The organism is Mesorhizobium kowhaii (assembly GCF_003253745.1).
GTDB classification, from domain to species: domain Bacteria; phylum Pseudomonadota; class Alphaproteobacteria; order Rhizobiales; family Rhizobiaceae; genus Mesorhizobium; species Mesorhizobium kowhaii.
The window spans coordinates 1-21,736 of sequence record NZ_MZXV01000041.1 but is presented as its reverse complement, the minus strand read 5'-3'; the positions used below and the strand labels follow the sequence as shown (position 1 = coordinate 21,736).

Annotated in this window: 22 protein-coding genes; 9 read left to right on the top strand and 13 right to left on the bottom strand. The window is 58.7% G+C overall.

Annotation, left to right across the window (positions count from 1 at the left end; all coding sequences use genetic code 11):
* Positions 1-674 precede the first annotated feature (674 nt).
* From B5V02_RS20460 to B5V02_RS20450, 3 genes are read right to left on the bottom strand one after another with little or no spacing between them, the layout of a single operon-like run.
* Positions 675-1,862, bottom strand: coding sequence for an NAD(P)/FAD-dependent oxidoreductase (locus tag B5V02_RS20460; protein WP_111545937.1), 1,188 nt, complete (start codon positions 1,860-1,862; stop codon positions 675-677).
* A complete protein-coding gene (locus B5V02_RS20455; RefSeq protein ID WP_111545936.1) occupies positions 1,859-2,578 on the bottom strand; it encodes a class I SAM-dependent methyltransferase in 720 nt (239 codons plus the stop codon). The genes B5V02_RS20460 and B5V02_RS20455 overlap by 4 nt, the downstream gene beginning before the upstream one ends.
* The gene (locus tag B5V02_RS20450; RefSeq protein ID WP_111545935.1) at positions 2,575-3,642 is read right to left on the bottom strand and encodes a type III polyketide synthase; all 1,068 of its coding nucleotides are present in this window, start codon (positions 3,640-3,642) and stop codon (positions 2,575-2,577) included. The genes B5V02_RS20455 and B5V02_RS20450 overlap by 4 nt, the downstream gene beginning before the upstream one ends.
* Before the next feature lie 404 nt (positions 3,643-4,046).
* Here B5V02_RS20450 and B5V02_RS20445 point away from each other — a divergent pair, with 404 nt between their 5' ends.
* Positions 4,047-4,562 carry a group I truncated hemoglobin gene (locus B5V02_RS20445; protein WP_245446053.1) on the top strand — a complete coding sequence of 172 codons (516 nt, stop codon included), beginning with the start codon at positions 4,047-4,049 and terminating at the stop codon, positions 4,560-4,562.
* A 656-nt stretch (positions 4,563-5,218) separates the two neighbouring features.
* Positions 5,219-5,458 (top strand): DUF7546 family protein, encoded by a 240-nt coding sequence (locus B5V02_RS42705; RefSeq protein ID WP_425374409.1) that lies wholly within the window; start codon positions 5,219-5,221, stop codon positions 5,456-5,458.
* Here B5V02_RS42705 and B5V02_RS40670 read toward each other — a convergent pair.
* Positions 5,371-5,601 (bottom strand): hypothetical protein, encoded by a 231-nt coding sequence (locus tag B5V02_RS40670; RefSeq protein WP_167458582.1) that lies wholly within the window; start codon positions 5,599-5,601, stop codon positions 5,371-5,373. The genes B5V02_RS42705 and B5V02_RS40670 overlap by 88 nt on opposite strands.
* Before the next feature lie 16 nt (positions 5,602-5,617).
* Between B5V02_RS40670 and B5V02_RS41155 the strand changes: the two genes are divergently transcribed.
* The 3 genes from B5V02_RS41155 (at position 5,618) to B5V02_RS20430 (ending at position 8,328) form a co-directional block, all read left to right on the top strand.
* Entirely contained in the window at positions 5,618-5,800 is a 183-nt protein-coding gene (locus tag B5V02_RS41155; protein ID WP_208647114.1) for a hypothetical protein, read from the top strand.
* 212 nt (positions 5,801-6,012) lie between these two features.
* Complete coding sequence (locus B5V02_RS20435; protein WP_111545950.1) at positions 6,013-6,297, top strand: hypothetical protein; 285 nt, start codon at positions 6,013-6,015, stop codon at positions 6,295-6,297.
* 498 nt (positions 6,298-6,795) lie between these two features.
* Entirely contained in the window at positions 6,796-8,328 is a 1,533-nt protein-coding gene (locus tag B5V02_RS20430; RefSeq protein ID WP_111545934.1) for an FAD-dependent oxidoreductase, read from the top strand.
* 186 nt (positions 8,329-8,514) lie between these two features.
* Here B5V02_RS20430 and B5V02_RS20425 read toward each other — a convergent pair whose 3' ends face one another.
* The 6 genes from B5V02_RS20425 to B5V02_RS40665 form a co-directional block, all read right to left on the bottom strand.
* The gene (locus B5V02_RS20425; RefSeq protein WP_111545949.1) at positions 8,515-9,399 is read right to left on the bottom strand and encodes a metallophosphoesterase family protein; all 885 of its coding nucleotides are present in this window, start codon (positions 9,397-9,399) and stop codon (positions 8,515-8,517) included.
* 21 nt (positions 9,400-9,420) lie between these two features.
* Entirely contained in the window at positions 9,421-10,350 is a 930-nt protein-coding gene (locus tag B5V02_RS20420; RefSeq protein ID WP_111545933.1) for a diacylglycerol/lipid kinase family protein, read from the bottom strand.
* A 91-nt stretch (positions 10,351-10,441) separates the two neighbouring features.
* Positions 10,442-12,517 (bottom strand): bifunctional DedA family/phosphatase PAP2 family protein, encoded by a 2,076-nt coding sequence (locus tag B5V02_RS20415; RefSeq protein ID WP_111545932.1) that lies wholly within the window; start codon positions 12,515-12,517, stop codon positions 10,442-10,444.
* 125 nt (positions 12,518-12,642) lie between these two features.
* Positions 12,643-13,305 (bottom strand): flagellar basal body-associated protein FliL, encoded by a 663-nt coding sequence (locus B5V02_RS20410; protein ID WP_245446052.1) that lies wholly within the window; start codon positions 13,303-13,305, stop codon positions 12,643-12,645.
* A gap of 339 nt (positions 13,306-13,644) precedes the next feature.
* Positions 13,645-14,703, bottom strand: a complete 1,059-nt coding sequence (locus B5V02_RS20405; protein WP_111545947.1) for a YihY/virulence factor BrkB family protein — start codon at positions 14,701-14,703, stop codon at positions 13,645-13,647.
* A gap of 21 nt (positions 14,704-14,724) precedes the next feature.
* A complete protein-coding gene (locus B5V02_RS40665; protein WP_167458584.1) occupies positions 14,725-15,249 on the bottom strand; it encodes a DUF982 domain-containing protein in 525 nt (174 codons plus the stop codon).
* Positions 15,250-15,547: 298 nt separating this feature from the next.
* On the opposite strand from B5V02_RS40665, the gene B5V02_RS41710 reads away from it, so the two are divergent.
* From B5V02_RS41710 to B5V02_RS20380, 3 genes are all read left to right on the top strand, one after another.
* A complete protein-coding gene (locus tag B5V02_RS41710; protein ID WP_111545931.1) occupies positions 15,548-15,811 on the top strand; it encodes a YMGG-like glycine zipper-containing protein in 264 nt (87 codons plus the stop codon).
* A gap of 184 nt (positions 15,812-15,995) precedes the next feature.
* Positions 15,996-16,652: an outer-membrane lipoprotein carrier protein LolA gene (locus B5V02_RS20385; protein ID WP_111545930.1), complete on the top strand. Its 657-nt coding sequence runs from the start codon at positions 15,996-15,998 to the stop codon at positions 16,650-16,652.
* A 268-nt stretch (positions 16,653-16,920) separates the two neighbouring features.
* A complete protein-coding gene (locus B5V02_RS20380; protein WP_111545945.1) occupies positions 16,921-17,382 on the top strand; it encodes a phasin in 462 nt (153 codons plus the stop codon).
* Positions 17,383-17,456: 74 nt separating this feature from the next.
* On the opposite strand, the gene B5V02_RS20375 is transcribed toward B5V02_RS20380, so the two are convergent.
* Positions 17,457-17,636 (bottom strand): DUF3606 domain-containing protein, encoded by a 180-nt coding sequence (locus B5V02_RS20375; protein ID WP_111545944.1) that lies wholly within the window; start codon positions 17,634-17,636, stop codon positions 17,457-17,459.
* 410 nt (positions 17,637-18,046) lie between these two features.
* On the opposite strand from B5V02_RS20375, the gene B5V02_RS20370 reads away from it, so the two are divergent.
* Positions 18,047-20,050: an ABC transporter ATP-binding protein/permease gene (locus tag B5V02_RS20370; protein ID WP_111545929.1), complete on the top strand. Its 2,004-nt coding sequence runs from the start codon at positions 18,047-18,049 to the stop codon at positions 20,048-20,050.
* 783 nt (positions 20,051-20,833) lie between these two features.
* Here the strand turns inward: B5V02_RS20370 and B5V02_RS20365 are convergent.
* Both B5V02_RS20365 and B5V02_RS20360 read right to left on the bottom strand, forming a co-directional pair.
* Positions 20,834-21,028: a hypothetical protein gene (locus B5V02_RS20365; RefSeq protein ID WP_111545928.1), complete on the bottom strand. Its 195-nt coding sequence runs from the start codon at positions 21,026-21,028 to the stop codon at positions 20,834-20,836.
* Between the two features lie 10 nt (positions 21,029-21,038).
* On the bottom strand, positions 21,039-21,736 hold a 698-nt coding region (locus B5V02_RS20360), incomplete at its 5' end, for a glycosyltransferase family 9 protein (protein ID WP_146606111.1).

Below are 21,736 nucleotides of genomic sequence, written 5' to 3'. Positions count from 1 at the left end.
TGCACCCGTTGAATTGCTGGCCAGCAAGATCAAAGCGCCTGTAGAGGGAGCGTCGCAGCGGTGGGATACACGGTGATTTGGTACGGGAAAAAGGGCATCATTGAGAAGACGCCATTTGATGCCGAGAAAGCTGCGAGGGACCACGTCTTTACTACCTTTCCCGCCCGAAAGCAGGATGACGGTATGGTAGCGGTGGAAGTTCGCAAAGACGACGGCACGGTGGTTTTCAGCAGGGCGGGGTGACAAAATGAATTCGAGGGAAATGCAACTGGCCTACCCCCTGGACCTTTTGAGTGTTTGCCCGAGTGGCGGTTCCTGAATTTTGCGAGGCCATTAAAAATGAAGCGGCAAAACTGACGGGCGACATTGCATCCAACAGTCGAGTCGCATGTACCAAACCGACACGCCGTGTGTGGATGGTCGCCTGCACCTTTCCGCGGCGAGTGGAAGGGTGCACCACGCTCTCGCCCAACAAACCGAAGCGGGGTTTCTGGAGCTGTGGTCGGAAACGCACGCTCTCTCCAAGACCGCTGGTCAGGCCCGGCGGCCGGATGGTCGCCCTCTAAGACGGTCGGGCCGCGCCGGAGAAGCCTTTTCAACCCCAAAAAAGCCCGTCCAGCCGAGAGCTGAGCGGGCAAAGAGCGACTGGTTCGGGGTAAATCTCGCACCGACCGTCAGGTAAGATCGGGAATCGGCTTTGTCTTGCCGCTTAGCATTGCGCCCAATGTCAGCGCTTGCGGGAAATTTCGCACTGCCGCCCGCATCAGCGCGGCGCTGACTGGGCGAAGGACGATTTGGGCGACAGCAGCTGCTGCGTAGACCCGTGTCGAAAACAGTCCTTTCCAGGCTGCCTCATAGCGTCTGCGGGCAAACTCGCGCCCTGCATGACCGCTTGGCGCGCCTGCTAGTTCCGAAGCCAGTAGCCAGCCAGACTGAAGCGCCATCGAGATGCCCTCGGCGATGATCGGATGCGACTCTCCGGCTGCGTTGCCGACGCGGAAAATATCCCGTTTGTAGCAGGAGCGAATTCCCGGCCGGATCGGACCTGCGGCAAGCCATGGACCGTCGAGGTGAGCTGTTTCCAGGGCATCGCTGACGCCCCGACACGATTCCATGAGATGGCAAGAGACCGCATCGGCGGCCGACACATGGCCATGGTGTTCCCGCAACCGCGCGAGCATATCGCGCCGGATACAGCACGAGATCGACAACCGACCATGATCCGCCCAAACCATGCCGCCATAGCCCCCCGGAAACGCTAGGAGAGGCATTAAATCAGGCGCCAGGGTCGATCCCGTGAAATGCGCCTTGAAGCCGAGCAGGTCCGACGGGCGGTTTGTCTTTTCGAGCTGGCTGGGCAGCGGCCCCTGTTCCCAGGAACCGTGTGCGGCGACTATCACCGGAGCACGCAGCATCGTCTTTTCGTTTTTGGCTTCAATTCGCACCATCTGCATTTCGCCATCTCGGTCAATGGCGACGGCGCGGTAAGGCTGAAAGATCTCGACGCCTGCCGATCGCGCCCCCTGCAAAAGCAGAAGGTCGAGAATATCTCTGCCGAGCGCCCGGCCGAAGCCATCCTTTGCACAGGGCATTGCCGCCGCGACGCAGGTTTCGGCAGAAAAAAAGCCAACACGGCGGATTTCGGGGCCGGCATTGGCGCGCCAGGCATCGCCGACCGCGAACTGATCCAGAAGGGCAAGATTGCTTGCCGACATGTATTCGCCGCAGACTTTGCGGCGCGGGAACATGCTCTTTTCCACTATAGCCACAGCCCATCCGCGCTGGGCCAGTGTCAGCGCGACAGATGTGCCCGCCGGGCCGGCGCCTATGATGATCGCGTCATGGGTCGATAATCCCGTCATGGGTCAATTACCGGCACCGGCCTGGCGCCGACGAAGATGTGGGAAAAAAGGCCGGCGCGCCGTTCCTCGATCGGCTTGCCATTCGCCGCACGCCAGAGATCGGAAAGCTCGGCCCCGCGAAAGCCGGCACGCACGCTTTGAGCCGCGTCATTTCGTGTGACGTCGTTGGCGCCGATTGCCCAGAGAAGACGGGTCGCGGCCAGCACCAAATTCGCCCTCAGCGGTTCTGTCGCCAGCAGCACCGGGGCTTTCGGCGCCATCAGTGAGAATAGCCGCACGAGCTGCGCATCGTCGAAATGATGCAGAAACAGGTTGACGGTGATCGCGTCGAACTGCTTGCCCTCAACCTTAGCTGCCCAGTCGAAGACGTCGGCAGTGATCCCTTCGATGTTCCATCCCAACTTGCCAAAATCACCGCACAGCTGCGGGGTCATGAGGTCGACGCGATCGAGCATCGCCAATTTGACGCCCGGCCAATGTCTGGCCACCCGACGCGCTACCGCGAGCATAAACCTGCCGTCGCCGGCCCCAATCTCCAGAATGCGGTTTGGCGGCTTTGGCACGAATTTCCTGAGCATCGACGCCATGATCTGCGGCTGAAACATCAGCGCATTGATGTGATGAAGGTCGCGGCGCGAGGCAAGCGCTCGCGGATCGTCGGCCGCCAGTCCGTCAAGGATTTCCGGCGCAAGGTGACGGTGACTCAAGCCGCTCATGACACGGTTTGGAAAAGCATGGTTTCGGCCGTCAGTCCGGGTCCGAATGCCATGCCGCAACCGAGAAGGCCCGATGGCGCTTTCAACATCTCTTCCATCACGAACATGAAAGTCGCGGACGACATGTTTCCGTATCGGCGCAACACCTCGCGCGATTTCGCCAGCGCGGAGGGCGCGAGTTTCAGAGCCCTTTCGACTGAGTCGAGAACGGAACGTCCGCCGGGGTGAACGGCCCAAAGATCGATCGCCTCTACAGGCCGATCGCCCAGGATCGCATCTTTGCTGCCCTGCAACGCTTCGGAGATAGCGGCCGGAACCTGGCCGGAAAGGTACATCTCGAAACCATCGTCGCGAATGCTCCAGGTCATCAGATGCCGCCGCTCGGTCGCGACGATACAATGAAAGTCTTCGAGCAGGATGCCATGCGGCTCCGCGGTGACGAGCGCTGCAGCGCAACCATCGCCCCAGAGACAAAACGACAGCAGCTTTTCCAGTTCATTGGTTTCCTGCAGATGCATCGTGCAGAGTTCGATGTTGACCATGAGGACCCGGGCCTGCGGATCAGAACGGATGATATGGCGGGAAAGCTTGAGGGCGTTGATCGCCGCATAGCACCCCATGAAGCCGATCATCGTGCGTTGGATCGAGTTCGACAGGCCGCATAGTGCCATCAGGTCCAGATCGATGCCGGGCGCGTAAAAACCGGTGCAGGTGGTGACGATGAGGTGGGTAATACGGGAAGCGTCATCGCCAAGCTGCAATGCGTCGACGCCCTTTTGCGCCAGAACAGGCGCGGCGGCGCCAAACATTCCCATTCTGGAAGCCGTTCCAGGAAATGCACCGCGCACGAAAGTCCCGGCAAGATCGGCAGATGGTCCTTCGGGGTCGAGGGCGGGTGCAAAGCAGGAATAGCGGCTCTCGATGCCGGCGAGATCGGCCATACGTTCGAAAACCCTTCGGCGATCGGCCGCAAGCATGGAGGCTGCGAAACGCAGGTAGAATTGATGGACCTCGTGCTCCGGCACCGCAGTCGCGATCCGGTTGATGTAGGCGCTGGCGGGCATGTTCTGACTCCTGGCGCCGTAGACGTTTACCGTGGCGCCACTGCCGGAGGGTCTCTGCTCATCGACACTAGGTTTTGAGCTTTGCCTGTTCGATAAACGTTTCTGAAAACTAATTTCATCCCGAAAACTCAGCATGTCGCTTGGTTTCAGCTCGGCCGAACCCAATAGAAGTCGCTCGGCGCGGAGTCTCTCTGCCGCGGGCGGCGTAGCCTAACCCATTTCCATGGAATCGCAGTCCTGATTTGCCTTCGACACGGCAGCGGCTGCCTCGGCACACAACGGCCGGATGGTTAAGGCGCCGGCTCTTTTTGGTTCGTCCTGGAACAATCTCTCAAGATTGTCGTTTAGCCTGCCGCGAGGTGATGATGGCACAGGCTGTCTCGGCTTCTATCACAAGACGAACGTTGGTCGCAGGGCTGGCGGTGACCGTCGCTCCGATGGCTGTGTTGGCGGTGGCGCATAACGCGCAGGCCAAGCAAACCACACCCGAGAAGAGCCTGTACGAGCGGCTGGGGGGCGTCTTCGCCATCGCAGCGGTGGTGGATCACTTCAGCGACGCCGTCGTGAAGAACAAAATCGTCGGCCAGAGGTCCAAGAACTCGCAGCTGCGGAAATGGCACACCAAGAACCTTGGCAGGCTGCCTGGCCTCAAGTTCATGCGGACGCTATGGGTCTGCGACGTTTCTGGTGGGCCCTTCAAGTTCACGGCCACCAAGCCCGGCACGACGCCGCTCGGCCTTGAGGAGGCCCACCGGGACCTCCGGATCTCTCCTGCAGAATTCGATGAGGTCGCAGCGGAACTCGGACGGACCCTGGACTTCTTCAAGGTTCCGAAGCCCGAGAAGGCCGAGGTCATGGCCGCCTTCGCCGCCCACAAAGACGAGGTCACCGCCGGCTACGTCGCAGCTAAGCGGGGCTGAGCATCCCGGTCCAGACGATCCCGCCCAGCTTTGGCTGGCGGTTAGCTGCGCGCCGACGAGTGATATCTGCTTCCAGCATGGTTTGCCCGGAGTGGGAAGCGAGCGGCTCCGCCGGGCCCCCGTGCCTGGTCCGTCCATTGGAACAAGAATGCCTAGCGGAACGTTAGTTGAAGTTGACAGGCACAATTGCTGCACTGGTCAGGGCCAAGAGCGGCGAAGAGGCGAAAGCCGCGGGCGCGCTCTAGGAGGCGCATATGGATATCACCACAATTCTGGTCATCGTTCTTATCGTCATTCTGCTGGGCGGTGGCGGCCTTTACGGCCGTGGACGTTGGTACTAGACGGCGAAGGCAATCGAGTCCGGAACCTCTCGGTTCAGGAACATTAGCTTTGCTAAATAGTTCATGGGTTGGCAGCGATATCTCCCGGATATCGCTGCGGGATCGGGGCCTGTACCCGATGGCCCGCGTCCTCAGCCAGAGGCGCGGGCTTCTTATGCACAGGCCCTGGAATGCCGACTGGCGGCAATCCTCCAGCCGAACCATGAATCCAGCGTGATGGAACAAGAATGCCGCGGCCCCGTTTGCATTTGATGACAAAAGTTTTCCCTATGTGGGTAGATCAACATAAAGGAGAGCCGTCATGAACGGCATTATTTGGATGGTCGGAGCCGTCGTTATCGTACTCGCAATACTAAGCTTCTTTGGCTTGCGTTAGGCCGCTTGGTTTGGCGAGATCCCGGGAGCCGACAGGCTGGCAAAGCGCGGCGCGCCGACATGATCGGCTGTGGCTACGCCTGTCTATTAGTCTACGCTAATGGAACCACAACCCAAGCCTGCCATTTCGGCTTGAGCAGTTTTGTCTTGCGTCCTGGTTGGTCGCCGTTTCCGACGTAGATCGGCCGCCGCCGCTCACACTGAAGAGTTGCCTGATGGGCGCCGGCCAGACCTATCGACAGTCCGCCGCTCGACGATCCGGCAAAAATGTCGCCCTTCTTAAATGCCGGCATGAAGACCATGAGATCCGAGAAGGAATTCATGGTCGCCTAGCTGGCCATGAAGGAAGGCGACCGCGCCAGCGTGACGAAGGAATGCGGCGATGCAGCCATTGCCAAGGCGCACGACAATTTCTGCAAGATGACCAAGCGCAGCTCGGCGACGCCAACTAGCGCAGCCCGTTCGAAGTCGGAGATGGCGGGCAAAGGTACCCGCCATTTTTCTTTGAACGGAGCATGGTGATCTGTCGCCAATCGCAGATGCTGGAGATTGGCGGCCAGCACATGGCCCGGAAGCACCGACCCTTCCGTTGCAGTAGATTTTTCTCCTCAATTGCTTTCCTTGGAAATATCATTCTATCTTTATGGAAATCTGCGGAACCTTTGCGCAAACGGTCCGTTTCTTTCTTCGATCGCTGCTTGGACGATCTCAAAAGCAATCAGGAGGAAACGATCATGAACATCAAGATGCTTTGCATGGGCGCGATGGCGCTAACGATGATGACCGGCGCGGCCCTTGCCGGCAACACCTCGGCACTCGACGATCCGGCGAAAATGGCGCCCTTCTTCACCGACGCCGACATGAAGACCATGAAGTCGGAAGCCGAGTTCAAAGCGGCGTGGATGGCTATGAAAGAAGACGAACGCGCCGGGATGATGAAGGAATGCGGCGACGAAGCCATCGCCAAAGCGCACGACAATTTCTGCAAGATGACCAAGCAGCTCGGCGGCGCCAATTGACCGTCGGCTTCTCGCCAACTGAAATGGCGGGCAGAGTTGCCCGCCATTTTTCTCTGAGGATGCGACATCTTCATAAAATTTGCTGACGATAGCGGTTGACCCTAGGCCGGCCTGGCGAAGCTGATTTCGAATGCCCATAATGCGGTCGATCCAATTCTCAGCAGATCGGTCGGAGCGAAGTCAGCCGTGTCCGACATATTCACAACGGTCAGGATGCGCTGAGAACTTCGAAAGTTCGCCGGAGGACCGGACAACGATCAATTGCTCGTTTTGCGAGCGTACCCTGACTGAATGGCAGGCATGCGCCTTGATGGCGGGAAGTTGAAGTGTGCATACTGCCCAACTGGCAACGAATGACGTAGCCGGAGGCCTTCAGGTTCTTGACACCACTTCTGCCCAAACGCGCTAGCCAGGCAGAAGGTATTCCGAGACTGGTGGACTGGAAGAGTTCCCGCTTGGCCGTACAGGCGATTTTGACACCGCCAGAGAGAGAAGAAAATGGCTGAAAGCCATACCAAATTAAACGGGCCGGATCTGGTTCAGGGCATCGCGTTCGCCGATCTTCCTGATGGCGGAAAGCTGATAGGTTATTGCGGCGATGAGCAGGTGCTGCTGGTGCGCCGTGGGGCCGAGGTCTTCGCCATCGGGGCGACATGCACACATTACGGCGGGCCCCTCGTCGACGGTCTTGTGGTAGAGGATACCGTCCGGTGTCCTTGGCATCACGCGTGCTTCGATTTGCGCACAGGCGAGGCCTTGCGTGCCCCAGCGTTCAATCCACTCGCTTGCTGGTCGGTGGAACAGCGCGATGATCGGATATTCGTGGGGGAGAAGCGCAAACGGACGGCTCCGAAGCAGCGGGATGAAAGCTCCGGCGAAGTTCCAGAGAAAATTGTCATTGTCGGCGGCGGCGCGGCCGGTTTCGCAGCGGCCGAAAAGCTGCGGCGCGAACGCTATCAAGGCAGCATCGTCATGTTCAGCAACGACGAAGCGCCGCCCGTTGATCGGCCCAATCTTTCCAAGGATTACCTCGCCGGCAAAGCACCGGAGGATTGGATTCCGCTCCGCGGCGAAAGCTTCTATTCGAAGAACGATATCGACCTGCGTCTCAGCGCGAACGTCGCCAGCATCGATGCACGTTCTGGCGAGGTTGTCCTCGCGGACGGGGCCCGGACCCCTTACGACAGGCTACTGCTTGCGACCGGAGCCGAACCGGTGCGTCTCACCATTCCCGGCGCCGACCAGCCACACGTTCACACGCTGCGCTCGTTCGCGGATTGCAAGGCGATCATCGAGCAAGCCACGACTGCCCGCAGTGCCATCGTGCTTGGCGCCAGTTTCATTGGCCTGGAAGTTGCCGCGGCCCTGCGCTCGCGCAATATCGAAGTTCATGTCGTGGCGCCAGGTAAACGACCCATGGAGCGGGTCCTGGGTCCGCAAATGGGTGACTTCATCCGCGCCCTCCATGAGGAGAATGGTGTTGTATTCCATCTCGAGGACACTGCGACCAGCATCGACGGCAGGAAGGTGAAACTCAGCAGTGGCGATACGTTGACGGCGGATTTCGTCGTGGCCGGCATCGGCGTGCGACCGCGGACCGAGCTCGCCGAAAAGGCCGGGCTCAACCTCGATCGCGGTGTCGTGGTGAACGCCTTTCTCGAGACAAGCGCCCCCGGCATCTTCGCGGCAGGAGACATTGCACGATGGCCAGATCCTCACAGTGGCGACAACATTCGGGTCGAGCATTGGGTGGTTGCAGAGAGACAGGGGCGAACAGCGGCCCTCAACATGCTCGGCCATCGCGAGAAATACGCCGCCGTGCCGTTCTTTTGGAGCCAGCATTACGATGTTCCGATCAACTATGTCGGCCATGCCGAGCAATGGGACGAGATCGCGGTCGATGGTGACATTGCCGCCAAGGATTGTCTCGTGCGTTTTAGACGTGAAGCACGCACGCTGGCTGTCGCTTCGATCTTCCGCGACATCGAAAGTCTAGAGGCCGAGGTCGAAATGGAGCGCCAAAAGACCTAGCGAAACGCAAACTGTTATCCGCCTTCCGTGGCGATCAACATTCAATTGCGCTTCCTTGACTGAAGAAGATAATTCGCAGGCCAGTCGCAATCCGCTTTGTTTAGTCTAGACGACCGTTCGCTCGGTCGTCGGCTACGATGGGCGAGGCAAATTCGTTGGGTCACGAGATTGCTAAAAAAAGGGCGGCTATCCGTGTTTCCGATCGTCGGCCCATACAATCCCGTCTTCAGCGTTTTGTATGAGCGTGGGAATAGTTGTCCCACCTGTTGGCGCCCAGCCTGACCGTCCGAGCCGGAAGCTTTTGCTCGCCGATCTGACGAATCTCACCTTGTCGAGGTCCCATGCCCGACACTCCAGATGGATCTCTGGCCGCTCGATCCGAATGAGATTGAAAGAATTTGCCTCTTGGCGGCGGCGTGAGGAAATCGCTGTGCCAGCTTGGATCAGCAGGGCGGAATAGCCTTCGATATCGTATCGGACCGCACTCGAACCCATGCGGTTCAGATGCAGATGCCCCGACAGGATCACATCGACGCGAGTTTGTGAAAATACCCCCATCGCCATCCTCGCCCGCCCGACGATACCGTCATCGTCATTCTCACTGGCTCCTTCGAAGGGATGGTGTGTCACCACGATCCTTGTCGTCTGATCCGGCTGATCGGCAAAGCTTCTTCTCACCCACGCGAGCTGCTCGCTGTTGATACGGCCTCCCTTGATCGTTAACGACCGAGCGGTATTTATCCCAGCGATGGCCAGCTCCGGATCGGCATAGAACGGGTCGGTATCCGCCGTGATATAGCGCTTGTAACGCGTCAACGGCATGAAGGCGCGCGCGAACAGGTTGTAGAGCGGGACATCATGGTTACCTGGCACGACGAGCTGGGGGTAGGGCAATGTGTCGAGAAATGCCCGTGCCTGCGCGAATTCTTGCTTGCGAGCGCGCTGCGTCATATCTCCCGAGACGACAACAATGTCAGGATCGGCTGCGCGAACCTCGGCTGCGAGTGCGTCGGAAACTATCTGGTCAATCCTGCCAAAATGCAGGTCGGAGAGATGGGCAATCGTCTTCATCAAGCCCATACCTCACCACAATCATGAGCTTGGAGGGGCGGCCTTCGTCAAGACGGGTGCGAGAACCCGCAGTGCGCCAGGCCGAATTCGATAATGCAACGGAGTTGTCGCCTCCACGGTTTCACCATCCATCGCAATTCGCATGTGTCGTCGGCGCGCTCTAATCTCAAGACTTTGCACTCGGAATAGTTCCACATCGTGGACTGGGTCGATCAAACCGAAGGCGACCTTCAGGGGTAGCAGCGCAAGTCCAAGCCAGGACTGCTGCTTCACGACGTAGACGCACAGTTTCCCGGACGTAAGGCTGCAGCGGTGGCCGAGCTTGCTCAAATCGTAGAAATTGTTGCCAACAAACACACAGAGGGTCCGCTGTTCTCGCGCTTTGTCGTCGATTGAGATTCTCACCGTTTGCCAGGACGATGCCTTGAGCGCCAGGACAAGCGCCGGGCCGAGAGCAGCAAGCTTTCCCACCCCTCTCCGCCTTTGCTCTGCGGATCTTTCGGCGACAAGAAACGGATAGATGCCGATAGACGAGTTGTTGAGGAAGGCCCGACCGTTCACCTCCGCAACATCGATTTTCTGCGCGTGGCCCGCCGCGATGACGTCCATGGCCGCCTCCAGATCGTTTGGCAAACCGATATCCCTGGCGAAATGATTGAGGGTGCCTAGCGGCAGGACGCCAATCACAACATTCGTCCCTGTAATGGCCGAGGCCACGGAACCGAGAGTGCCATCGCCCCCACCAACGACGAGCGTCCGCGACTTCTTGCCGGGAGACTTCGAGACTGCGAACTTACGCGCCATCTCCGCGATCTCGCGGCCTTCCGCAAGGCGCACTTCGGTCTCGATCCCTCGTGCTTGGAATCCATTACGAAGGCGTTTTTCCAAGTCACCGCTGTCTGCGCCCTTGATCGAGCCAGCCCCTGCATTGAGGAGAACCAAAACTGTCATATTTGCCACTTGCAAAGGAGTGAAACTGGTATCGTCTGCTCGTCTCATGCATCTGATAATTGCGAGGCGTCACCTCCAGGAGTCCTCTGGGTTAGCGGCCGGCAGACCCTTCCTGCAAAGCTCCCGTTCTTGGATTGGCCGGAATACTTCCGTTACGGGCCAGCAGAACCTGACCATCCCAAACGGGGGTTGAACTATGATCGGGCCCGGTCACCAGGCGGCCGGCGTCGAGAGACGCAGCAAGAAGGTCGCGGGGCCCGTTCGCGTCGGGCTGCGCCTGTGCCAGCGTGAAGAGCGGGAAGCGATTGCCCAGCCGCTCGTCGACAACGGACCCGATCCAGAGTTCCGTCAGATGGCCGTTTCGCAGGTCAATGTCGGTCGCCCACACGCGAAGCACGAAGCGCGAACTGGTCCCGTCCAACTCGCCGCGCGGATGGACCAGCGTGAGGCTCGGCAAGCGCCCGCGTTCCATATAGGGCGACGTTGGAAGGTCCATCGGATCGGGGCGCGGCGTGAACCAAGCGAGAGCGCCGGTCAACGTCCACGGAGCTGGCGAGCGCCAGCCTTTTTGCGCCAAATCGGCTTCGAGGCGTTCCAGGCTGCCTGCCCATTGGAATGTCAACGGTTCCTCGGCCTCGCCTGCGAGATCGATTCGCTGCACGGGCAATTGCTGCCAATCCTGCGTCCACCATTCGGCCGCGAGGATCGACGGTGCCTCGTATTGGACTGCGTAGCGCTCCATGTCTGCAGCGTGATGGCGATAGACATTGAATCCGCCTGCGACGACCAGGCTGGCGCAAGCCACGACTAGAAGGCCTCCGGCGCCCTTTTCGGACGGTTGATGATGCAAGTAGGCTATGCAGAGCAGGGCTAGCCAAGCGGTAGCGAACGCCAGTCCGCCCGCCACATCGGAAAACCAGTGGGCACCCAGGTAGAGCCGGGAGAAGGCGATCAAAGCCACGAAAGTAGCTGCCGCGAGGGCTACTCGGAGACGCCATGCTGGCTGGAGCTGCCGAGCGATCAGGAAGGCCAGGAAGCCATACATGACGGCATTTTCGGTGCTGTGACCGCTGGGAAAGGAAAAATCGCTCCAACCGGAATAGAGATTCTCGCTGGGACGCGCACGATGGAGGGCAACCTTGATGCCCGTGTTGATGGCTGCCGCGCCGCCGATGGCGGCCGCCCAGTAAGCGGCCGTGCGCCAAGCGCGCATCCACGCCAGCCACAGGAAGACGACGATGGCAATCGCGGTCACCACCACAGTGTCGCCCAGTTCCGTAAACCCCACCATCAAGGAATCGCCCCATGGCGTTCGCAGGTCTTGAAGAATTTGATATACGGCGGCGTCGGTGCGTACCAACGGATCGCCGCTGACGACATCTTCGAGGATGCCGAAGAAGGTCCAGGCGGCGGCGGCGAGTAGCAGTGCCAGCGCCGCGAGAATCTTCGTCTCCGTCTCAGACGGATCGAGCAAAGAGCGGATTTGGCGGCTCATCCAGCTATCGCGAGTACTCGTCCAGCCTCGCAGCCGTTCCAGATTGGACAAAAGGATGGGAACACCTCGACGTATCGTTTGGCGGACAGCCCAAATGGTGGCCCACAGGATGATAATCACCACGATGAGAAGCACCGCGAGCCGGCCTGCGGCAGCACCGGCAACGCAGAAATATGCGCCGACGAACACGCCAGGCAGGATGTGCGACGGCGCCCAAACAAACGCCGAGAGGATGTTGGCATAGTAAAAACGGCGGGACGGCATTCGCAAGTTGCCTGCCATGAGCGGAATGAAAGCACGGACACCCGGCGTGAAGCGCGCCAGGAAGACGCTCTTGCCGCCGTGCCGTTCGAAGAACGCCTCGCTGCGCGCGATGAGCTCGGGATATCGGTTCAACGGCCACCGCTGCAGGATTTCACGGTGGTACTGATGGCCCAGCCAGAAAGACAGGCCATCGCCGACGATCGCGCCCAGAAAGGCTGCGATCAACGTCGGCCAGAGCGTTAACACGCCGCTCGGGACAAGAGCGGCAAGACCGACAATGATGGCCGTTCCAGGAACGACTGCGCCGATGGCCGGAATGGACTCCGACAGAGCCAGCAGAAAGATCGCCGTGTATGCGAGATGCGGGTGGGAAGCGATGTAATCCGTGAGCGCCGAGAAAAAGGACATTCATGGTCCCTCATTCTGACCGAAAATCCGCAGCCACGCTGTTCTTTCGATCGTATCGGATTGTTGCCGGGACGATCTACGGAACGGGGCACCCCTGCGGCGGGTGCTTTTGATGGCGGAGGTGTTCATTGGGAGTTTGCACCACCGATCAGCCCCGGCGGATGTGCGAAATCTTCATGAACGAGCTGCTCGGAGCCAGGAATGAATTTCCCGTCATGGTCGTAGCGAAGCACAACGACAGTGTCGAAAACGTTGTCAGGCCAGTAACCGTCGGGCAGCAGCGCGTGAGGGTCACCACCTAACGCTTCTATGATCTGTGGCAATGTGCCGTGATGCCAGGCAATAAGCACGGACTTTCCGTGGGCTTCGCTCGTCAACACATGAACAAGGCCTGCAAGGTCCTTGTTGCTGAATCTCAGATCGATGGGAATTCCAAGCGCCTGGCTCAAGGGCGTCAGCGTCAGACGCTCTCGCGCACTGTTTGGGGAATCGGCGGTCGCTATCAGCGTGTCCGGGCGAAACTCGACACCATTGAGCATGAGATGCTGAAAATAACCCACATAGGCCTGTGCGCGTGCCTCCCCCGCAGGTGATAGTCCCGTCCCGCTATCAGGCTTTTCGGCATGACGTATGATCAGCAACGTCGCATCCGCGAGTCCCGGTGACGTCGTTTCGAGAGCGGCACTGGTGGAAACCGGCGTCACGAGCGACGGGATCAGTAGCGCAAAGATACGGCCAAGCACGCTGGAGCGGTTAAACAGGTTCCGTGAAAAGGATTCGTGCGACATTTTTGGGCCTTCTCAACTTTGGGCTGCGGCATTTGCCATGACATGGCGAATTTCGCTGACACTCATTTACAGAATTCCGGTCACCCATCGATCGATGCCGGTGCCTCCCGATAAGATATCCGACCACCCCGCAGGCAATAAGCGCGGTGGCGATATCAGCCATGATGTCGCCGATATAATGGGTCCCGACATAGACACGGGAAATCAAGCAGGGCGGCAGCGAAGAACCATAGCGCCTTGCGGATACGAGCGTTGAACACATTGCTGAAGACGATGACAAAGCTGGCGGTAGCGTGGTCCGATGGAAACGACGCCTGGTGGGGCGATCGAGATTTGGCGTCACTCGGCGACCTTGCCAAGCGTATCAGCAACAACCGCCCCTCTCTGACCCATTGGTAATGGCGGCCCGGTGGTTGAATCTCGCGACGTCTGATGTTCCATTTCGGCGTTGATCGCGGCCCCGACAATGAGGATAATCACCGAAATCCAAGTCCACATCATTAAGCCGACCACGGCGCCCAACGATCCGTAGGTCACATTGTAGTTGGCGAAATGCTGGAGATAGAATGAGAACAGCCACGATGCGGCTAACCAGACCAACGTGGCCGTTACGGCGCCCCAGCTCAGCCAGCGCCATTTAGCCTTTTCCCGGCTCGGACCGAACCGGTACATCAGCGATATTCCGGTGAGTATGGCCAGCATGAGGATTGGCCACCGCCCCACCGCGAAGAGCACTTCTGCCCATTTGTCGAGATATAAATACGACAAGATGACGGGGATGACACCGACGGTCAGAAGCAAAACGATGCCGATTATCAAAGCACCAATGGTGAATGCGATCGACATGAAGTTTAGTTGGATAAAGCTGCGTTTTTCGGTTTCCTCGTAGGCGATGTTCATGGCGTCGAACAGCGCCTTGATACCGCTGTTTGCGCTCCATAGCGCAATAGCCAGGCCGACGAAAAATCCCACCCCAAGCGCGCTTGTGTTCTGATGTGCCAGCGCCTGCAACTGCTGACGAATGAGATCGAGGCCGCCCGAAGGAAGCAGGCCGGCGAGATAGGAAACGTGATCGGCTACGGTCACTGGATCTGCCACAAACCCATATAGAGACATGAAGGCCGCTAGGGCCGGAAACAGTGCGAGTAGCAGGTAAAACGTGGCGCCTGCTGCGACCAGCATGATGCGGTCCTTGTTGAATTCCTCCCACACGCGCCAAGCGATATCCCTCCATCCTAGGGCAGGAATCTCGGATGGCCATTCCGCCTCCCTGCCTCGCTCTTTCCCGTCCTCACCTACAGTCGTAGGCTGATCCTTGGACGAGCGAGCAGCGTGGCGCTCGGCCTCCCTGTCAATCAGTGATTTGCTTTCGGCGGACCCAGAAGCTCTTGCTGACATTTCGAACAGGCACATCAATCGTCAGGCGGACTTATCAACCAGAATTCCGGCGTATTCTGCCAAGGCCACAAATGCATCACGCGCCTGATCAGGGGTGGCCTTCCCTTCAATCGCTCCCTCGATCGTCTCCCTGGCCGATTGATAGTAAGGTCCGCGTTTCGAATGAGGCCAATCCACCAGAACCTCGCTGGCGCCATTCACCGATTTTACTTCCCTCACCGAGGCGCTGCCGTGAGGACGGATGCTAACACTGCTTTCGAAATGGATGCGGTTGGGATCTGATGTTTGGGTATGGCTGTCGTCGAAAAGAATGCCAGCTTCGCGCGCGGCCTCCAAAAAACGAATTTTTGCATCTTCCGTTGAACGGTAGCCTTCCAAGACTTTTTCGGCGGTTTCGAAGGCGTCCCGATGGATAGCGGTTCGCTCTCCAGGCCAATCGACGCTAGCAAGGATGGCTGAGGCATCGTTCGCGGACCGTATCCGCTGCAGCTTGCCGTTGGCGGTTAGACGTATGGTTACAGGCTCGTCAAACAACTTGTCGTCCATACCATATCCCATCTCGTCGACGCCAACGTCGTTAGGGTAACGAAACGAACGAACAGCGGTTCCGAGCAGTCGTCCAACAAACCAAAATCTCATCGTTAGTTGGCGTCCAGGTGGGCGCGCCGCGCAACTCGTCGGGCACCAGGCGTCGGCTAGCGCGAGAATCCCTGCATCCTGTATCGCGACCGCGGGACCCACTATTTCGGAAGCCCGATCCGGGACTTACATTCCGATTGATGGATCGAAAAGCTCAGTCGCGCATTTATTCTTCGGCTCAAATCGGGCCTCAGGAGAGAAAATCATGAAAATGACCCTGCTCATGTTGAGCCTACTCGTTCCACTCGCGGCATGTTCGCGCACCGAACAAGGCGCCGCAGTTGGCGGGTTGGGCGGCGCAGCAATTGGCGCCGCAGTTGCTAACGATCCGGTGCAGGGTGCTGTCGTTGGCGGTGCCGTTGGTGTAATTGCTGGCGCGGTCATCGGGCACGCAAGTGAAGCTGGTCAATGCCGATATCGCGATCGTCAAGGCCGCGTTTACATAGCACGGTGCCCGCAGGGCTACTGATCTCGAGGCCGCGTGATCCCGTGTGTAGGTCACGCGCCTACGCTCTCGGTCCTTGACAAAGTTGAGACTCTACCTGGTGTTCGTGCGCCGGCTCGCAACGAGGGATGCAGGAAGGCGATCTTCGCTACGACCTCTCGGAGCTTAAAGTCTGAGATTGCGTTTAACTCCACAGGAGGAGGACTGAATGGCTAGTAAGATCAAGCGACTCCTTGGTCTCTGTTTGGCCTTTGTCGGCGCAGCCTCGATCAATGTCGCACCCGGATTTCAGTTGATTGCTCCAGCACTCTCGGCCGCACCTGTAACAGCGCAGATGATCGCAGATCACTTCTCGTCAGTAAAATCCATGTCCGGGGATTTCGTTCAGTCTGGCCCGAAGGGGGAACAGACCGGCGGCAATTTTTTTCTGCAACGCCCAGGCAAGATCCGATTCAACTATACGGGGCGATCGAGTGTCAACGTAATTGCCGATGGAAAATCGTTGGTCATTTACAATAAGAAGCTTAAGACATCGCGCCTTTATTCACTCTCGAAGACGCCTCTCAAGCTCTTGCTCGACAATCAGGTCGACTTCTCTGGCAATCGCTTTAGAGGCATGAAAGAAGAAGGCGATCTCATCGCTATTCGGCTCGCCGACAAGTCATCTTTTGGAAATTCAAAGATTGCCATGATGTTTGACAGAAGATCCTTTGAATTACGCAGATGGACCATTACTGACGAGCAGGGACTCTCCACGACGGTGACGATTTTCAACGTCAAGCACGGCGTTCACTTCACAGAGGGAACCTTCACAATCGATTACTCGGCAAACCGCGAGTTCAACACCACCACAAAGGCTCGATGACAATTGAAGCTTTGGATCTGACCGATACGTCCCTCTGAGCACGGTATGAACGCTGGCATAAGCATCGCAGGACGCCGATATCTGAGGGAAGGTTCCGCAAAGCCCAGGCTGAGGCGTTGCAGGCCCCAACCAACACCGACAGTTGCAGTGCCCCACGCCCAGCAACATCTTTGGTGCATCGCAACAAAGATGTTGCATTGCACACAATCTTCCATTAGAGAATGCTAATAATACTTCTAGAAAGCTGCTGCCGGAAAGGATGGAAACGATGTCCAAGACCACGGAAAAGACCGCTGAATTTATCGACAACGGGTACCCCGCCTTGGACGCTTCCAAGGCCATCGAATATGTGAACTCGGTTGCCGAAAAGGGCGTCGAGCAGTCGAAAGAGGCCTATGCCAAATTCACGGCGGGGTCAGAGACGACCCAGAAGGCTCCCGAGTCGAGCTTCGAAGCCGCCAAGGCCGTTGGCGCCGATCTGTCGCTGAAGACAATTGCCGTTCTGCGCGCCAATGCCGACGCCGGCTTCTCGCACTTTGAAGCCCTACTTGCCGTGAGGTCGCCTTCCGAATTCGTTGAACTTCAGACCGCCTTCGTCCGTAAGCAGGTTGAAAAGGCCGTCGAGCAGGCCAAGGAACTCCAGGCCGTCACGACCAAAGCCGTCGAGGACGTGTCCAAGCCGATCAAGTCCGCCTTCGAGAAGGCGGTCAAGGAATTCAAAGTCGCCTAGCTTTTTCTTGGGGCGGAGCCTTGGTCGCTAGCCGCACCTGATTTGCCGCACCCCTACATACGCGTGTGGGTGCGTTAGCTTTCGGCCTTGTAGTTCTCGGCTTCGTCCTTGATCTTCGCCCAATCGTTGCCGTGCTTGCGCAGCAGCGCGCGCGCCTGATTGGGTGACAAGTCGGTAGTTTCGGCCAGGTGTTGCACCTCCAACTCCTGGCCCTTCACCACGCGGCTGGTGTCGCTCGTTTTTTTGACAGCCATTTCTGCGTTCTCCTCTTGCATACCAGCCAGATGAACGAGCATTGATGTGCATCGTTCCGTGTTGGGCTTGCGATCTCAGAATTCGGTGAGCAAACTTGCCCGCCCTATCCATCAGTCATTGCTAATGTATAACCTGCCGGCTTCGGCTGGGGCTTTCTGTAGGCGCGCTTAGCGGACCACGATCATGGTGCGCCGTTTAATTAGCCACAATGTTAGCACGAGCGGCCCAGCAGCCAACTGCCGGCATCAGACCCGTGGCCGACACTCAGCGGCGAACTGCCCGCAACAGGTGAAGGCTGTCATTCGAGAACGACCATAGGCGAGGCTGTTATGAGGGCTAGCCTCGGCGCTGTTTGCCTTCTTGAGAGGATACCATGAAACCTTTTGATTTTTAAGCCGTTGTCGGCCGTATGTCCGAGGCTAAATCCAAACCGAAACCGGCCAACAGCGCTAAACCACGCGGTACCGGGAAGCCGCGTCAGCAGGAGGGGCCGGCTGTCGAAGTCGCGTCCGAGGTCGTCGGAGAGGCCGAGCCGCCACCGGAAATCATCGAATCCAATCCGGAGCAGACGCCCGAGCAGGCTGAGCAGGCGGGCAAGAAGTATCTGCTGACGCGGTTCTGGATCAGCGCGCGCGGATATTGGAGCCGGCGCGGCGACCGGCTCGCCTGGCCGTGCACGATCGGACTGTTGGCCCTGATCGGCATGAATGTCGGTTTCCAGTATGGGATCAATGTCTGGAACCGCGCGATTTTCGACGCCATCGAGCAACGCAATGCCCCCACTGTCTATTTTCTCAGCGTCGTTTTCCTGCCACTCGTGGCCGGAAACGCCGGCCTCGTCGTTGCACAGGTCTTCATTCGGATGACGATTCAGCGCCGCTGGCGCTCTTGGCTTACCACTTCGGTCATCGGGCGCTGGCTGGCTAACGGCCGCTATTATCAGCTGAACCTTATCAGCGGCGATCACCAGAATCCTGAGGCCCGCATCGCGGAGGATCTGCGGATTGCCACCGAGTCGCCTGTTGATTTCGTGGCCGGCGTCATTTCTGCGTTTCTGTCTGCCGCGACTTTTATCGTGGTGCTCTGGACAATCGGTGGCGCCCTTACCCTGCCGATTGGAGGTTTGAGCGTCACCATCCCTGGGTTCCTCGTCATCACTGCAGTAATTTATGCCGCCATCACCTCTACCTCGATGGTGGTCATTGGCGGCCGTTTCGTCGAGCTCTCCGAGGAGAAAAACCAGACGGAAGCCGAATTCCGCTACACGCTGACGCGGGTGCGTGAAAACGGTGAGAGCATTGCACTGCTTGGGGGCGAGGAGGAGGAGCGCAGCGGCATCGACAAGACGTTCGGGCACGTGCTCAAGCAATGGGCGCTGCTTACTGGCCAGCACATGCGCACGGCACTGGTGTCGCAGGGATCGAGCCTGTTCGCGCCGGTCGTGCCGGTCTTGCTTTGCGCTCCAAAGTTTCTCGAAGGCAGCATGTCGCTGGGACAGGTCATGCAGGCTGCTTCCGCCTTCGCCATCGTGCAGGGCGCGTTCGGATGGCTGGTCGACAACTACCCGCGCCTCGCCGATTGGAACGCTTCCGCGCGCCGTATTGCCTCGCTGATGATGTCGCTCGACGGGCTCGAGCGCGCGGAGCAAAGCGACGCCTTGGGACGCATCAACCATGGCGAAACCGAGGGCGAGGCGATGCTCAGCCTGAACGATCTCTCTGTGTCGCTTGACGATGGCACCGCCGTGGTCAGGGAAACCGAGGTCGCGATCGAACCGGGCGAGCGGGTGCTGGTGGCCGGCGAATCCGGCTCAGGCAAGAGCACACTGGTGCGGGCGATCGCGGGCCTGTGGCCTTGGGGTGGCGGCAGCGTCAATTTCCACCCTGACAAGCGAATGTTCATGTTGCCGCAACGTCCTTACATCCCCTCGGGGACGCTTCGGCGTGCGACCGCCTATCCCGGCGCCGCCGATAACTGGACGCTGGACGAGATCAAGGCTGCCCTCGACAAGGTGGGACTCGGTCATCTGAACGACAAGATCGAGGAAGACGCGCCATGGGACCAGACCTTGTCGGGTGGCGAAAAGCAGCGGCTCGCGTTTGCGCGCCTCCTCTTGCACGCTCCCGACATCATCGTGCTTGATGAAGCGACGGCAGCACTCGATGAGAAGAGCCAGGACAAGATGATGGAGACCATCATCCACGAATTGCCGAACGTCACCATCATAAGCGTGGCGCATCGGGTCGAGTTGGAGGCCTTTCACAGCCGCAAGATCACATTGGAGCGGCGCAAGGGCGGCGCCAAGCTTGTCAGCGATATCGAGCTTGTCCCGCGCAAGGGTAAACGGAACCTGCTCACGCGCGCCTTGTGGGGCTCCGGCGCGCGGACCGAAAGGCAGCGTGACCTTGAGTAGGGCGAGGTGTACCGGGCAAGAAGTCGAGCTCCGCCAGATCGGCGTGCCCCCGGGGGACTTGGGCACGCACACGCTGTGCGAGGGAGTAGGTCGCGTCACGCGCACTGCCAACTGCTTGAACGGGCGTCAGCCATCAGTTCGAACTGAACTGGACGGCCGCGGCCGACTTCCAAGCGGATGCCGCAGAGGCAATCGTCTCTAAGGCGCGTTCGCGAAACCTTCCGAAAAATGTGGTCCGAATGCCTATGGCACAGAAGGCGAACGCTCCCGCCACTCCCCACAGAAACCCCACATCTAAGTCGGAAACAAAGGTGAACAGAAGCCGCCGGCTGTGACGAGAAATGCCGGAAATCCGGGCTTTTCCTGGCAGCCCTCGTCGTTCGGGACGAGGGGGTCGCAGCTTCAAATCCTGCCACTCCGACCAGAAAAAACAATGTGTTAGGCAGCCCGAAGACTGCCTACCCCACAGAAAAATGGAAAAGCATCTAGGCCGCTCGATGCATCGGGCAGACGCATAACTATCAAACTGCGACACGCTATTGCGGCCATTTCACTCGCCAGCCCGGGTCGGCTTGTTTCCGGCGCCTACCGTACCGAGACCGCATTGACCACTCGCTATTTTGCCGAAGGTTCTCGTCTCGCCATCTATGTCTGCTTCACGCAAAAACGCGTCGATCGCCGACAGTTGTCGAATGACTCCAATGGGCTGGAAGCCGGCCGTCCGCTATCACGATGAAACGATCAAAAAGCGGCCGTTCCGCCCGAGCGCCGCGGCTAGGCAGGTTAGATGTGCATAGTTGGGAGACGATGGGATGTTATTGACAGCCAGCAGCGTTCAAAATCGATTTCGCGACTGAGCGCGTTGTCGAGCGGACTGGTGAAGCTGTGCGGCCTGCCGATCACCGAATCGATGAGCGCACGATCCTTGTCGACATAGGCCTGCAGGGCCTTCTTCACGGTTTCAAGCGGGCCGGTCATGGCTGTAGGTTCAATTGGCCGTCTCATTCGCCTGTCTCACTGCATCTATCAAGTCTCGTGTCGCTTGAGCGACCTTGGCAACTGGTAGTCGATGAACGCAGTAAACGCCGCCCGGGTTGTCGGGTTTGCACAAATCGGGCGCAACACACTGGCAAGGCAACGGCGGCTCAACGGTGCGGTGAAGCACCCCAAAAGGCCCCCAGATGTCAGGGGGCGTCAGGCCATACAGGCCCACAACTGGAGTTCCGACTGACGCAGCCAGGTGCATTGGGCCGCTCTCGTTTCCCAGAAAGATGAATGCATCCGCAAGCAATGCTGTTAATGTCTCAAGCGAGGCTTTACCAACAACGCTCACCAATGGTGACACCGCCACATTCAGGATAGCTTGCGCGGTTGCGCTCTCATCAGGTCCACCAATCAGCAGTGACCGCAGGCCCGTCGTTGCATATACCTCGTCGATTACTGCAGCGAACCGTTCAGGTTGCCAACACCGCCCTTCGAACCTTGCTCCAGCGTGTACCGCGACGAAAGCTTTTACAGCCAGATTGCTTTGCGCCAGAACCTGGGTAGATGCGCTTCGGCCGACTGGTGTGGGTTCAAGCCTCGGTGTCACTTCGCGTAATTCTATCCCAAGAGCTTCAAGCGGGGACAGATATCGGTACAAGTAGTGCGCGCCTCCATGGCCGAAGGTTTCAGCAAATATATTAG

Bases quoted from the DNA above. Each gene is read 5' to 3' on its own strand.
- B5V02_RS20410 (WP_245446052.1), bottom strand. From the start codon at position 13,305: ATGTCGCACGAATCCTTTTCACGGAACCTGTTTAACCGCTCCAGCGTG.
- B5V02_RS40670 (WP_167458582.1), bottom strand. From the start codon at position 5,601: ATGAATTCCTTCTCGGATCTCATGGTCTTCATGCCGGCATTTAAGAAG.
- B5V02_RS20450 (WP_111545935.1), bottom strand. From the start codon at position 3,642: ATGCCCGCCAGCGCCTACATCAACCGGATCGCGACTGCGGTGCCGGAG.
- B5V02_RS40665 (WP_167458584.1), bottom strand. From the start codon at position 15,249: ATGGACGACAAGTTGTTTGACGAGCCTGTAACCATACGTCTAACCGCC.
- B5V02_RS20455 (WP_111545936.1), bottom strand. From the start codon at position 2,578: ATGAGCGGCTTGAGTCACCGTCACCTTGCGCCGGAAATCCTTGACGGA.
- B5V02_RS20415 (WP_111545932.1), bottom strand. From the start codon at position 12,517: ATGTCCTTTTTCTCGGCGCTCACGGATTACATCGCTTCCCACCCGCAT.
- B5V02_RS20375 (WP_111545944.1), bottom strand. From the start codon at position 17,636: ATGGCTGTCAAAAAAACGAGCGACACCAGCCGCGTGGTGAAGGGCCAG.
- B5V02_RS20430 (WP_111545934.1), top strand. From the start codon at position 6,796: ATGGCTGAAAGCCATACCAAATTAAACGGGCCGGATCTGGTTCAGGGC.
- B5V02_RS41710 (WP_111545931.1), top strand. From the start codon at position 15,548: ATGAAAATGACCCTGCTCATGTTGAGCCTACTCGTTCCACTCGCGGCA.
- B5V02_RS20420 (WP_111545933.1), bottom strand. From the start codon at position 10,350: ATGACAGTTTTGGTTCTCCTCAATGCAGGGGCTGGCTCGATCAAGGGC.
- B5V02_RS20380 (WP_111545945.1), top strand. From the start codon at position 16,921: ATGTCCAAGACCACGGAAAAGACCGCTGAATTTATCGACAACGGGTAC.
- B5V02_RS20365 (WP_111545928.1), bottom strand. From the start codon at position 21,028: ATGACCGGCCCGCTTGAAACCGTGAAGAAGGCCCTGCAGGCCTATGTC.
- B5V02_RS20385 (WP_111545930.1), top strand. From the start codon at position 15,996: ATGGCTAGTAAGATCAAGCGACTCCTTGGTCTCTGTTTGGCCTTTGTC.
- B5V02_RS41155 (WP_208647114.1), top strand. From the start codon at position 5,618: ATGAAGGAAGGCGACCGCGCCAGCGTGACGAAGGAATGCGGCGATGCA.
- B5V02_RS20435 (WP_111545950.1), top strand. From the start codon at position 6,013: ATGAACATCAAGATGCTTTGCATGGGCGCGATGGCGCTAACGATGATG.
- B5V02_RS20370 (WP_111545929.1), top strand. From the start codon at position 18,047: ATGTCCGAGGCTAAATCCAAACCGAAACCGGCCAACAGCGCTAAACCA.
- B5V02_RS20405 (WP_111545947.1), bottom strand. From the start codon at position 14,703: ATGTCAGCAAGAGCTTCTGGGTCCGCCGAAAGCAAATCACTGATTGAC.
- B5V02_RS20425 (WP_111545949.1), bottom strand. From the start codon at position 9,399: ATGAAGACGATTGCCCATCTCTCCGACCTGCATTTTGGCAGGATTGAC.
- B5V02_RS20460 (WP_111545937.1), bottom strand. From the start codon at position 1,862: ATGACGGGATTATCGACCCATGACGCGATCATCATAGGCGCCGGCCCG.